This window comes from Streptomyces sp. DvalAA-14 (assembly GCF_900091855.1).
Classification (GTDB): domain Bacteria; phylum Actinomycetota; class Actinomycetes; order Streptomycetales; family Streptomycetaceae; genus Actinacidiphila.
In genome coordinates this window covers 1-12685 of sequence record NZ_FMCH01000299.1, presented here as the reverse complement: position 1 = coordinate 12685, position 12685 = coordinate 1, and the positions used below count along the sequence as shown (strand labels likewise).

The window sequence follows — 12685 nt, the reverse complement described above, 5'->3', positions numbered from 1 at the left end:
GATGCGCCCTGACGGCCGAATCCCGGCCGCCGGTGTCGTCACCGGGCCCGGGCTGGCCGCGGGCCGCGGGCCGCGGGCCGCCGCGCCGCGGGAGAAGGACAGCGGGGACCGTGCCGCGGCGAGCCGCGAGAAGCCGTTCGCGCCGGCCGGCGCGAATCCCGGGGGACCGCGTCGCCCCGTCGTGTCCGCCACCACGACGTGACCGGCGCAGGACCGCTGAAGGATCCACCGGACCCGTGAGCCGGACCGGTGAGCCGGGCTGGCGGCAGGAGCGGCAGCAGCAGCGGCGGCAGCGACCGGCCGGGTCGGGCCACCGGGCTGCCGCGGGCCCCGCCGGACATCGCCGCGAAGAGGTCCGCGGGCCGGCCTGCTTCCGGGAGGCGTACCGCACGCCGTCGGGGACAAAAGTACGGCGCGGGGAACGGCCGGATCGTGCCACCGGCGTGGCCGCCCGTCCCCGGCACAAGCGGTCGCCGCGCCAGGTCGGCGGCCCGACGCGGTACCGAGCGGCAAGGAGGTGATCTTCCATGGTTCAGCAGTCCACGCCTACGCCGGACTCCGCCCGCGCCGGCACCGTCACCACCGATGTCCCGGCGCGCCTCGACCGGCTGCCATGGTCGCGCTGGCACTGGATGATCGTGATCGGACTGGGCACCGTCTGGATCCTGGACGGCCTGGAGGTCACCACCGTCGGCAACATCGCCGGGCGGCTGTCGGAGCCGGGCAGCGGCCTGGCCGTCACCTCCGGGCAGATCACCGGTATCACGGCCGCGCTCTACGTGCTCGGTGCCTGCTTGGGCGCGGTCTTCTTCGGCCGGCTGACCGACCGGTTCGGCCGCAAGAACCTGTTCATGATCACCCTCGCGATGTATCTGACGGCCACCGCGATGACCGCGCTGTCCTTCGCGCCCTGGTGGTTCTTCCTGTTCCGCTTCCTGACCGGCTTCGGCATCGGCGGTGAGTACGCGGCGATCAACTCGGCGATCGACGAGCTGATCCCGTCGAAGTACCGGGGCCGGGTCGATCTGATCATCAACGGCAGTTACTGGCTCGGCGCGATCGGCGGCTCGCTGCTGTCGATCGTGGCGCTCAACACCGGTATCTTCCCGCAGAACGTGGGCTGGCGGCTCACCTTCGCCCTCGGCGTGGTCCTCGGCCTGGTGATCCTGCTGGTCCGGCGGCATGTCCCGGAGAGCCCGCGCTGGCAGTTGATCCACGGGTACGGCGACCGGGCGGAGGAACTGGTCGATTCGGTCGAGAAGGGCATCGAGCAGGAGAAGCACCGGGAACTGCCCCGGGCCGAGGGCGAGATGACCATCCATCAGCGCGGCCCCGTGGGTATCGCGGCCATCGCCCGGACGGTCTTCGAGACCTACCCCAAGCGCACGGTGCTGGGCCTGGCCCTGTTCATCGGGCAGGCATTCCTCTACAACGCCATCACCTTCGGCTTCGGCGCGATTCTGACCACCTTCTTCCACGTGTCCACCGGCCACACCGGCTACTACTTCGCGGTGATCGCGGCCGGCAACTTCCTCGGCCCGCTGCTGCTCGGCAAGCTCTTCGACACGGTGGGCCGGCGGATCATGATCTCCTCCACCTATCTGCTGTCCGGCATCCTGCTGTTCGGCACCGCCTGGCTCTTCGACCGGGGCTCGCTCAACGCCACCACGTTGACCGCCTGCTGGTGCGCGGTGCTGTTCTTCGCCTCGGCCGGCGCCAGCAGCGCGTACCTGACCGTCTCGGAGATCTTCCCGATGGAGACCCGCGCGATGGCCATCGCCTTCTTCTACGCCGTCGGTACCGCGGCCGGCGGCATCAGCGGACCGCTGGTCTTCACCGACCTCACCAAGTCCGGTGCGGTGGGGGACACGGTGCTGGCGTTCTGCATCGGCGCGACCCTGATGTGCGCGGCCGGACTGGTCGCGGCGGTGCTCGCGGTGAACGCCGAGGGGCGTTCGCTGGAGGACATCGCGGCGCCGCTGTCGGCGGCGGAGCAGCCTGCCTGACCGACCCCGCCGTCCTCCCGGACCCGCCACCCCCGGCCGGGGGGCGGCGGGTCCGGCCAGGACCTGAGCCGCCGCCCCGCCGTACCCGCCACCCCGCCGGTCCCCCCGAGTCCGGCGGGTCCGGATCTCTGCGCGATGTCTTGTAGCCGTCCCGAGGCCGTGCTACGTTCGCCGCCATTCGAACCCAGTCGAATCAATTCGACAGTCCGGCCCGCCCGTTCGGCGGCCCGGGCGAACGAACGGTTCGGCGGTTCGACGGCACATCACGGCACATCAGGGGAGCAGACCGATGACGGTGACGATCGCGGACGTGGCGCGGCACGCGGGCGTCTCCCGCAGCACGGTCAGCTATGTGCTCAGCGGTAACCGGACCATCTCCCCGGAGACCATCAAGCGGGTCGAACGCAGCATCGCCGTGCTGGGCTTCAGACCGCACGCCGGCGCGCGGTCCATCCGCACCCGCCGCACCGGTGTGATCGCCATGGCCCTGCCGATGGTCTACGGACCGCACAACCAGGTGCAGATGCCGTACGTCTGGGCCGCGCTGACCGCGGCGCAGGAGAGCGGCCTGAAGGTACTGATGCTCACCGACGACGACGGCGAGGCGGCGATCAAGGACGCGGTCGCCAGCGCCCTGGTCGACGGGGTGATGCTGATGGAGGTGCAGCGGCAGGACCCGCGTATCGCGCTGCTCACCCGGCTGGCCTGCCCCGCGGTCGTGGTCGGCACCCCCGACGACCCGCACGGACTGCCGCGGGTCGACTTCGACTTCGCGCTGGCCGCCCGGGCCTGCGCGGACCAGCTGCACGAGGCCGGCCACACCGCGGTCGGCTATCTCGGGCAGGCGCCCGAAGCCTTCGGACGGGACGTGGCCTACGCCATCCACGCCCGTGAGACGGTGACCCAGGCGCTGGCCGACCGCGGCCAGTCCAGCGTCTGGGCCGCCTGCGACGCCGCTCCCGGCGGGGTGGTCCGCGCGCTGGACGACCTGCTGGCCCGGCAGCCGGACCTGACCGCGCTGATCGTCTACAACGAGCGGGCGCTGCCGCTGGTGATGGACCGGCTGGCCGGCCTCGGCGCGCGCGTGCCCGACGACATCTCGGTGATCGCCATCTGCCCCGACGACGAGGCCGAGCGGTGCGACCCGCCGCTGACCTCGGTCTCGCTGCCCGCCGAGGAACTGGCGCGGGCGGCCGTACGCAGTCTGGCCCGCCGCATCGAGGGGGAGGAGCTGCCGGCCGCCACCCTGCTGGCCCCCACCCTCAAGATCCGCGCGAGCACCGGCCCGCGGCGCGGCGCCACCGCCCCGGCCTCCTTCGACTAGTCCGCCCCCGCACGACGCCACCGCCGGGCCGAAGCGCACCGGACCCGTCACGACCCGCGACCCTCCCTCCCGCCACCCCTCGGCGGGCCCTCCCGGCGACATCCCGACCGCACTGTCGAATCAATTCGAAAGGCACGTCATGAGCCGCTTGACCTCCCGTGGCCCCCGTATCCCGGGCCCGATCGCCAGACCCGGCACGGCGGCCGCGCTCGCCGCGGTGGGCGCCCTGCTGCTGACCGCCTGCGGAACCGGCGGCGGGGGAGCCGGCGGCGGCACCGACAGCCTGACCGAGATGGACTACTACGACGCGGCGCCGCAGAACACCCAACTGCCCGCGATCCTCGACGAGTGCGGCACCAAGGTGGGAGTGACGATCAAGCACCAGCAGGTACCGCGCACCCAGTTCATGCCCAAGCTGCTCCAGCAGGCGTCCGCCCGCTCACTGCCCGACCTGGCGCTGATCGACAACCCCGACCTGCAGCAGGTCGCCGCCACCGGCGGGCTGGTGTCGCTGTCCGCCGCGGGACTGACCACCGCCGGCCTCTACCCGTCGATCGTCGCGGCCGGCCAGTACCAGGGGCAGACCTACGGCATAGCGCCCGGGGTCAACGGCCTGGCCCTCTACTACAACACCGATGTCTTCACCCACGCCGGTCTGCAACCGCCCAAGACCTGGGACGAGTTGAAATCCGACGCGAAGAAGCTGACCGCGGGCTCCCGCTACGGCCTGGCCTTCAGCGCGGTCGGCAACGAAGAGGGCACCTTCCAGTTCGAGCCCTTCTTCTGGACCGCGGGCGCCGATCTGAAGCAGCTGGACTCCCCGCAGGCCGCGTCGGCACTCGCTTTGTGGAAGGACCTGGTGGGCTCGGGCGCCGCGTCCAAGTCCGTGGTCACCTGGACGCAGGCCGATGTCAACGACCAGTTCCTGGCCGGCAACGCGGCCATGATGGTGAACGGCCCCTGGCAGCTGCCGACGCTGGACGCGGCCAAGAAACTGCACTTCGGCGTGGTGCCGATCCCGGTGCCGAATGCCTCGGCCAAGCCGGTCACGCCGCTGGGCGGCGAGGTGTGGACGGTCGGGCACAGCAACTCCGCCCGTGAGGCGAAGGCCGTCGCGGTGGTCAAGTGCCTGCTCGGCCACGACGAGAGCGCCAAGTGGGCCAAGGACGCCGGCTACATCCCCAGCGACCAGCAGGCCGCCGCCCAACTCGCCACCAGCGATCCGCAGATGGCCGCCTTCGTCCAGGAGGTGGCGACCGCCAAGGCCCGGACCACCGAACTGGGCACCGCCTACCCCAAGGTCAGCCAGGCGCTCGCGGACGCGATCCAGTCGGTGCTGGCCGGCGGCGGCAGCCCCGCCTCGGCGCTGTCCCGGGCCCAGTCCTCGGCCAAGAACTAGGACCGGCCATGTCCACCACCGCAGCCCGCGCCGCTCTGCGGCCGGCCGAACGCAGTCCCGGCGTCCCGCCGGCCGGATCGCCGCCGCGCACCTCCGGCCGCGCCAAGGCGCGCTGGGCGGCGCTCGCCTTCGTGGCCCCCGCCTGGCTGTACGTCGCCGGTTTCTACCTGTACCCGCTGGCCGGCAGCATCCGGATGGGCTTCCAGAACTACACGGTGTCCTCCTTCTACACCGGCGTCGCCCCCTACGTCGGCTGGGCGAACTACCGGGCGGTGCTGCACGACAGCCACTTCGGCCGCACCGTGCTCAACACCGTGTGGTTCACCGCGGGTTCGCTGGCCTTCCAGTTCGCCATCGGACTGGCCCTGGCGGTGTTCTTCAACCGCCGCTTCCCGCTGGGCGGTCCGCTGCGCTCACTGCTGCTCGTGCCGTGGCTGCTGCCCCTGGTCGTGTCGGGAACCGCCTGGCGGTGGATCCTCGACACCGACTCCGGCGTGCTCAACCACACCCTGATGCAGCTGCACCTGACGGGCCATCCGATCCCGTGGCTGGCCAGCACCCATGACTCGCTCATCGCGGTGACCCTGGTCAACATCTGGGTCGGCATCCCGTTCAACATGGTGATCCTCTACGGCGGCCTGCAGAGCATCCCCGGCGAGCTGTACGAGGCCGCGGCGCTGGACGGCGCCGGCGCCTGGCGCCGCTTCCGGCACATCACCTTGCCGCTGCTGCGCCCGGTCACCGCGGTGGTGCTCACCCTCGGTCTGATCTACACCATCAAGGTCTTCGACGTGATCATGATCCTCACCCAGGGCGGACCGGCCGGCTCCTCGCAGACGCTGACCACCTACGCCTACAACCTGTCCTTCCAGCAATTGCTGTTCGGCCGGGGCGCGGCGGTGGGCAACCTGCTCATCGCGGTGGCCGTGGTGTTCGCGGCGGTCTACCTGCGCAGCACCCGCGTGCAGCGGCAGGCCGGCCGATGAGCGCGGCGGCCGGCGGCCGGCCCGGGCAGCCCCCGACGCGGCGACCCGGGGCCCGCGCCCGCAGGGCACGCGGCCCGGTCAACACCGCCGTCGGCGTGCTGATCCTCGCGGTGATGCTCTTCCCGCTGTACTGGATGCTCAACGCCTCGCTGCTGCCCTCGACCGACCTGGTCAAGAGTTCGCCGACCTGGTTCCCGCTGCACGGCACCTTCCAGGGCTACCGCAACGCGCTGTCCAGCCAGGGCGGCCATCTGCTGGTCAGCCTCGGGGTGTCGGCCGGCACCGTCGTCCTGGTGCTGCTGATCGCCGTCCCGGCCGCCTACGGCCTGGCGCAACTGCGGGCACCCGGCGGCCGGCTGCTCACCTTCGCGCTGCTCATCGCGCAGATGATCCCCGGCGTGGTGATGGCGAACTCCTTCTACACCGCAGCCAACCGGCTGCACCTGCTGAACTCCCCGCTGGCCCTGATCCTGGCCGACTCCACGCTGTGCGTGCCGTTCGCCGCGCTGATCCTGCAGACCGCGATGCGCGGGGTGCCCGCCGAGCTGAGCGAGGCCGCCGTGCTGGACGGCGCGGGCCGGATCAGGACCCTGCTGTGGGTGATCCTGCCGGTCACCCGCAACGCGGTGATCACCGCCGGGCTGTTCTCGTTCCTGTTCGCCTGGGCCGACTTCCTGTTCGCCGTCACCCTCACCACGCAGGACGACCGAGCCCCGGTCACCGTCGGCATCTACCGCTTCATCGGCGCGCACCTGAGCGATTGGAACAGCGTGATGGCCACCGGGATCATCGCCTCGCTGCCCGCCGCCGTACTGCTGGTCGTCGCCCAGCGCTATGTCGCGGCCGGCGTGACCAGCGGCGCCGTCAAGGACTGATCCGCACCCGCCCGGACCGCCCACCCACCAGACCCGAGGAGAACCCTTGCCGTCCGCCTTCACCCGCACCCCGAACAGACTGAGATGGCGCCACGGCCACCATGTGCTGGAGATCGAGCCCTGGGGCACCGACAGCGTCCGGGTCCGGGCCGGTGTGCACCGCGTCACCGACGGCCTGCCGGGCGCGCTGGAGGCACCGCCGCCGGCCGCCGGCTGCGTCATCGAGGTGCACGACACGCACGCCACCCTCAGCAACGGGCTGCTGCGGATCACCGTCGCCGTCGACGACGGCCTGGTCAGCGCGGAGCGCACCGACACCGGCGAGGAACTGCTGCGCGAGGAGCCGCCGCACTTCTGGTGGCCCGGCGCCCGCCACTTCGAGGCGGCCGGCGGCGACACCTACCGCATCGAGCAGCGGTTCGCCGCCTACGACGGCGAGCGGGTGCACGGCCTGGGCCAGCACGGCCACGGCCGCTTCGACCAGAAGGGCACGGTGCAAGAGCTCCAGCAGCGCAACGGCGAGGTGACCATCCCGTTCGCGGTCTCCAGCCGCGGCTACGGCTTCTTGTGGAACAGCCCGGCCGTGGGCCGGGTCGAGTTCGCCGCCAACGGCACCCGCTGGGTCGCCGACCGGGCCCGGCAGCTCGACTACTGGCTGACGGCCGGCCGCACCCCCGCCGAGATCCTGGCCCACTACGCCGACGCCACCGGCCACGCCCCGGCCTTTCCCCGCTGGGCCTCCGGGCTGTGGCAGAGCAAGCTGCGCTACCGCGACCAGGACGAACTCCTGGCAGTGGCCCGCGAGTACGTCCGCCGCGGTCTGCCGCTGTCGGTGATCGTGGTGGACTACCTGCACTGGCGCAATCTCGGCGACTGGGACTTCGACCGCCGCCACTGGCCCGACCCGCGCGGCATGGTCGAGGAACTCCGCTCCCTGGGCATCGAGTTGGCGGTGTCGGTATGGCCGTCGGTCAGCCCGCTGTCCACCGCCTACGCCGAACTGCGGGACGCCGGGCAGCTGGTGGCGACCTACAACGGCGTCACCCAGCACGCCGACTGGCCGGACACCGACGAGGCGCCCGAAGGCATCGGGGTGGCCTTCTACGACGCCACCGACCCCGTGGCCCGCGCGGCCCTGTGGGACAGGCTGCAGGAGCACTACTACAAACTCGGCATCCGGGCCTTCTGGCTGGACGCCTGCGAACCGGAGATGCGCCCCGGCCACCCGCACAACCTCAGCTACGCGGCCGGGCCCGGCTCCGAGGTCGCCAACCTCTATCCGCGCGAGCACGCCCGCGGCGTGTGGGAACACCTCACCGAGCAGGGCGAGACCGAGGTGCTGTCACTGGTCAGATCGGCCTGGGCCGGCTCCCAGCGCTACGGTGTCGCGCTGTGGTCCGGCGACATCCCCGCGACCTTCGAGGCGCTGACCGACTCCGTCCGCGCCGGGCTCAACGTCGCCATGAGCGGCATCCCCTGGTGGACCACCGACATCGGCGGCTTCCACGGCGGCGACCCGGACGACGAGGACTACCGCGAACTCATGGTCCGCTGGTTCCAGTTCGCGGTCTTCTGCCCGCTGCTTCGGCTGCACGGCCACCGCGAACCGCGGGTCTTCCAGGGCCCGGTCGGGGTCGGCGGCGGCCCCAACGAGATCTGGTCCTACGGCGAGCGGGCCGAGGCGGCCATGACCGGGGCGCTGGCCCTGCGCGAGCGCCTGCGCCCGTATCTGCACCGGCAGCTGGACGCCGGCCGGGACAGCGGCCTGCCGCTGATCCGGCCGCTGCTGCTGGAGTTCCCCGACGACGCCGCCGGCTGGGACATCGACGACCAGTTCCTGTGCGGGCACGACCTGCTGGTGGCGCCCGTGGTGCGCCCCGGGGCCCGCGAGCGGCGGGTCTACCTGCCGGCCGGCGCCGACTGGACCCTGCACGGCGACGGCACCGTGCACCCGGGCGGCGGCTGGGTCACCGTGCCGGCCCCGCTGGACCGCGTCCCCCTCTTCGTACGTGACCAGTCCGATCCCTTCATCTCCGTCAGGGAGGAACGATGAATCACCCCACCCACCGGTGGCGCGCCCGAACGCTGGCCGCACTGGCCGCTGCGGCGACCGTGCTGCTCGCGGCCGCCACCCTCAGCCCGTCGCCGGCCGCGGCGGCGGACACCACCGTCTCCGTCGACCTCGGCAGCCAGGGCGCCGCCCCCACCGCCGTCGGATCCGGTTTCCTCTACGGGCTCAGCCAGGACGGCTCGGCGCCCGCCGACAGCCTGCTGCAGCCGCTGAAGCCGGGACTCTTCCGCGGCGGCGGCGCCCGTATCGCCGGCGGCGGCTGGCTCGGCGACGGCTACACGGCCGGATCCGGCTACCGGGTCCGGATCAACTCCGCGCTGTCCCAGGCCCGCCGGGTCACCGGTTCCGCCTACCACGCCACCTACCACCTGCTGGTCTCCGACGTGTGGGGCGCCGACACCACCCAGCCCGCCAACACCGTGTACCCCTGCGACAACGGGGACTGCTCCAACTGGAAGGCGTTCATCGACCAGTTGGTCGGCGACGTGCAGGCATCCGGCGTACCGGTGAGCTACGACATCTGGAACGAGCCGGACGGCACCGGCTTCTGGCAGCGCGGCGTCAACAGCGAGCAGTACTACCAGATGTGGGACACCGCCGTCCGCGAGATCCGCCGCCTGGCGCCGTCCGCGCAGATCGTCGGCCCCTCCTACAGCGGCTACAACCACGGCTGGCTGGACGGCTTCCTGGGCCGGACCAAGACCGACAACACCCTGCCGAACGTCGTCAACTGGCACTTCGGCAACGACCCGGCCACCGACGCGGCCGACGCCCGGGCCCTGCTGTCCGCCCACGGCATCGCGCCGCTGCCCCTCACCATCAACGAGTACCTGTTCTCGCAGCAGCAGAACTCCGCCTACACCGCCTGGTTCCTGGACCGGCTCGCCGCCTCCGGTGTCAGCGGGGCCGCGCACGCCATCTGGTCCGACTGCTGCGGCGCCGGCACCCTCGACTCCCTGCTGGTGAACGGGCAGCCCACCGGGCAGTGGTACGTCTACCAGGCCTACGCCCAGCTCAGCGGCAAGCTGCTCGGCGGCACCGCCACCAACGGCGGCACCGCGGTCACCGCCGCGCTCGACAGCGGCGCCCACCAGGTCAAGGCCCTGATCGGCAACAACTCCGGCCAGGGCGGCACCACCACGGTGAACTTCCAGAACCTGCCGGCCGCCTCCTGGCTGACGGTGAACGGAAAGGTGCACGCCAAGGTCCAGCGCATCCCCGACCAGAACCCGCTCAGCGGCGGACCGGTGACCGTGCTCGACAGCGACCTGACCCCGGACGGCAGCACCCTGCACGTGCCGATCACGGTCACCGGCGGCGCCGACGCCTACACCGTCACGCTCACCCCGGGCAACGGCTCCACCGGGCCGGTCAACACCACGGTCACGGTGGACGGCACCGCCACCAACACCGCCGACCCCGACCACTTCCAGTACGGCGCCAACTGGGGCGTCACCAACGGCGTCTCCGACATGTACCAGCAGACCGCCAACTGGTCCTTCACCGCCGGGGCGCAGGCGAGCTTCCACTTCACCGGCACCAAGGTCGTGCTGTACGCCGTGCGCGACGTCGACCAGGGGATCATGACCCTTTCCCTGGACGGCGGGACCCCGGTGGACGTGGACGACTGGGCGTCGGCCCGCAACGCCTCGGGCGCGGTGTGGACCAGCGCACAGCTGGCCGCCGGCAGCCACACCCTGACCATCACCAACAGCGGACGGAAGAACAGCGCCAGCAGCGGCACCAACATCGCGATCGACCGCGCGGACGTCACCGGCTCCTGACCGGGGGCGGACGCACGACGGCCGTGGCCCGGGAGGGGTTCCGGGTCACGGCCGTCGGATCGAACAGTCGGGTTCGATCAGGGGGAAGTGGGATGAAACTGCGGTATTCAGGTGTGCCGCGCGGGGCGGCCGGGGCCGCCCCGGTTCAGGACTGGGCGAGCAGTCCCGCCCGCAGCTTGTTCAGCGTGCGGCTCAGCAGCCGGGACACATGCATCTGCGAGTAGCCGAGCTCCTCACCGATCTGCGCCTGGGTCAGCTCCTCGCCGAACCGCATCTGCAGCAGTCTGCGGTCCCGCTCGGGCAGCTGCTCGATCAGCGGGGCCAGGCTGTTGAAGTCCTCCACCAGCTCCAGCGCCGGGTCGCAGGCGCCGAAGGTGTCGGCCAGGGTCCGCCCCTCGCCGTCCGAGCCGCTGTCGGCGTCGCTGTAGGGGGTGTCGAGGGAGCCGGCGGTGTAGCCGTTGGCGGCCACCAGGCCCTCGATGACCTCCTCCTCGCCCAGTTCCAGGTGCGCCGCCAGTTCGGCGACCGTCGGGTCCCGGTCGAGCAGCAGGGACAGCTGCTCCTTGGCCTTGCTCAGCTCCACCCGCAGCTCCTGCAGGCGCCGCGGCACATGCACCGCCCACGAGGTGTCGCGGAAGAACCGCTTCATCTCGCCGACGATGTACGGGATGGCGAAGGTGGTGAACTCCGTCTCACGGGACAGGTCGAACCGGTCGATCGCCTTGATCAGGCCGATCGTGCCGACCTGGATGATCTCCTCGTGGTCGGTGGCGGGGCGGTTGCGGTACCGGCCCGCCGCGAAGTGCACCAGTGCGAGATTCATCTCGATCAGGGTGTTGCGCGCGTAACTGTAGGCGTGGGTGCCTTCCTCGAGCTCCTGGAGACGGTCGAAGAAGAGCCTCGACAACACCCGGGCGTCCTGGGGTGCCACGCCCATGGCGTCGTCGATCCAGGGCAGCCCGCCGGTCGCGTCCTGTGACGCCGTCGACCACCGCTCGCTCGTCGCCGTGCCGTCCGTGCCTTCTGACTGCTGAACCATTGCGGTCACGTCATCGCCTCGCCATCATCCGACTGTTCGTCGCCCGCCTGCCCCGGCCTCACGAACGTATTCCTGTTCCGTCCGAAATTTCTTCCGCGGCCTGCCCGCCGGGTACGGGGCCCAGCCGGCCGGGCAGCCAGTCGAGTTGGGCGGCCTGCTGGAACGGGCCGCCGCCCTCGTGGCTGTTGAACGGGTGGACCTCGATCCGCTTGTCCTGCCCGGCATAGGCGTTGTACGCCGCGAACACCGTGGAGGGAGGGCAGATGTCGTCCTCCAGGCCGGTGGAGAACAGCGCCGGAGCCCGGCCGCGGGCGGCGAAGTGGACGCCGTCGAAGTAGCCGAGCGTGGTGAAGACCCGGGCCGCCGCCAGGCGGTGGGCGGACAGATAGTGACCGATCTCACGGTAGGGCAGCTGATCGGTGAGCGTGGCGGCCCGTGGGAAATCGCAGAGAAACGGTACATCGGGCGCAATTGCTACCAAGTCGGGCACCAAGCCGCCGACGGCCAGGGTGATGCCGCCGCCCTGGCTGATCCCGGTCACCGCGGTCCGCGCGGCGTCCGCCAGCGGATGGGAGCGGGCCGCCTCCACCGCGCGCACCGCGTCGGTGAAGACCCGCCGGTAGTAGAAGGCGTCGGGGTCCTCGATGCCGCGGGTGAGGAAGCCGGGGGCGGCCGGGCCGCTGCCCACCGGGTCGACGGTGTCGCCGGTCGACCAGCCGCTGCCCTGCCCCCGGGTGTCCATCACGAAGTGCGCGTATCCGGCCGACGCCCACAGGGTGGCGGTGTGCGGCAGGCCGCGCCCGCCGCCGTAGCCCAGGAACTCGACCACCAGCGGCAGCGGCTCCGTGGTGCCGGCCGGCACCACGAACCACCCCTTGATGCGGTGGCCGCCGAAGCCGGAGAAGGTCGCGTCGTAGGTCTCCAGGGTGGTCAGCCCGGAGCGCACCCGCTCGAAGCGCGGGTCCAGGTCGTGGCCGCGGGCCTCGGCCAGGGTGTCGGCCCAGAACCGGTCGAAGTCGGCGGGCTCCACCGAGTCGCTGCGGTAGCCCCGGAGCTGCTCCAGGGGCAGGTCGAACACGGCCATCGGGGGTGCCCTCCACGGCTCGGCGGCGATCGCTGATCCACCCCTACCGTACGGGGCGGTGGTGGTGGCGGTGCGGAGGGGCACCCTTGCGTCCGCCGAACGGACGGTTCGCGGCGT

Annotated in this window: 10 protein-coding genes; 8 read left to right on the top strand and 2 right to left on the bottom strand. The window is 71.7% G+C overall.

Annotated elements, in window-relative coordinates; translation table 11 throughout:
* The 8 genes from GA0115240_RS37620 to GA0115240_RS14935 form a co-directional block, all read left to right on the top strand.
* On the top strand, positions 1-202 hold a 202-nt coding region (locus GA0115240_RS37620), incomplete at its 5' end, for a hypothetical protein (RefSeq protein WP_093737165.1).
* 325 nt (positions 203-527) lie between these two features.
* Positions 528-2006 (top strand): MFS transporter, encoded by a 1479-nt coding sequence (locus GA0115240_RS14965; RefSeq protein ID WP_093737164.1) that lies wholly within the window; start codon positions 528-530, stop codon positions 2004-2006.
* 289 nt (positions 2007-2295) lie between these two features.
* Entirely contained in the window at positions 2296-3330 is a 1035-nt protein-coding gene (locus GA0115240_RS14960) for a LacI family DNA-binding transcriptional regulator (protein ID WP_093737163.1), read from the top strand.
* Between the two features lie 139 nt (positions 3331-3469).
* Positions 3470-4729: a sugar ABC transporter substrate-binding protein gene (locus tag GA0115240_RS14955; RefSeq protein WP_093737162.1), complete on the top strand. Its 1260-nt coding sequence runs from the start codon at positions 3470-3472 to the stop codon at positions 4727-4729.
* Between the two features lie 8 nt (positions 4730-4737).
* Positions 4738-5715, top strand: coding sequence for a carbohydrate ABC transporter permease (locus GA0115240_RS14950; RefSeq protein ID WP_093737161.1), 978 nt, complete (start codon positions 4738-4740; stop codon positions 5713-5715).
* The gene (locus tag GA0115240_RS14945) at positions 5712-6590 is read left to right on the top strand and encodes a carbohydrate ABC transporter permease (protein WP_093737160.1); all 879 of its coding nucleotides are present in this window, start codon (positions 5712-5714) and stop codon (positions 6588-6590) included. Before GA0115240_RS14950 ends, GA0115240_RS14945 begins: the two co-directional genes overlap by 4 nt.
* 46 nt (positions 6591-6636) lie before the next feature.
* The gene (locus GA0115240_RS14940) at positions 6637-8643 is read left to right on the top strand and encodes a glycoside hydrolase family 31 protein (protein ID WP_256069811.1); all 2007 of its coding nucleotides are present in this window, start codon (positions 6637-6639) and stop codon (positions 8641-8643) included.
* Complete coding sequence (locus GA0115240_RS14935; RefSeq protein WP_107407149.1) at positions 8640-10445, top strand: beta-xylosidase; 1806 nt, start codon at positions 8640-8642, stop codon at positions 10443-10445. The genes GA0115240_RS14940 and GA0115240_RS14935 overlap by 4 nt, the downstream gene beginning before the upstream one ends.
* Positions 10446-10590: 145 nt before the next feature.
* On the opposite strand, the gene GA0115240_RS14930 is transcribed toward GA0115240_RS14935, so the two are convergent.
* Positions 10591-11493: an RNA polymerase sigma factor SigF gene (locus GA0115240_RS14930; RefSeq protein WP_256069810.1), complete on the bottom strand. Its 903-nt coding sequence runs from the start codon at positions 11491-11493 to the stop codon at positions 10591-10593.
* Positions 11494-11542: 49 nt separating this feature from the next.
* Positions 11543-12568, bottom strand: coding sequence for an acetylxylan esterase (locus GA0115240_RS14925; RefSeq protein ID WP_093737158.1), 1026 nt, complete (start codon positions 12566-12568; stop codon positions 11543-11545).
* Between the last annotated feature and the right edge of the window lie 117 nt (positions 12569-12685).

Bases quoted from the DNA above. Each gene is read 5' to 3' on its own strand.
- GA0115240_RS14935 (WP_107407149.1), top strand. From the start codon at position 8,640: ATGAATCACCCCACCCACCGGTGGCGCGCCCGAACGCTGGCCGCACTG.
- GA0115240_RS14955 (WP_093737162.1), top strand. From the start codon at position 3,470: ATGAGCCGCTTGACCTCCCGTGGCCCCCGTATCCCGGGCCCGATCGCC.
- GA0115240_RS14965 (WP_093737164.1), top strand. From the start codon at position 528: ATGGTTCAGCAGTCCACGCCTACGCCGGACTCCGCCCGCGCCGGCACC.
- GA0115240_RS14945 (WP_093737160.1), top strand. From the start codon at position 5,712: ATGAGCGCGGCGGCCGGCGGCCGGCCCGGGCAGCCCCCGACGCGGCGA.
- GA0115240_RS14950 (WP_093737161.1), top strand. From the start codon at position 4,738: ATGTCCACCACCGCAGCCCGCGCCGCTCTGCGGCCGGCCGAACGCAGT.
- GA0115240_RS14925 (WP_093737158.1), bottom strand. From the start codon at position 12,568: ATGGCCGTGTTCGACCTGCCCCTGGAGCAGCTCCGGGGCTACCGCAGC.
- GA0115240_RS14960 (WP_093737163.1), top strand. From the start codon at position 2,296: ATGACGGTGACGATCGCGGACGTGGCGCGGCACGCGGGCGTCTCCCGC.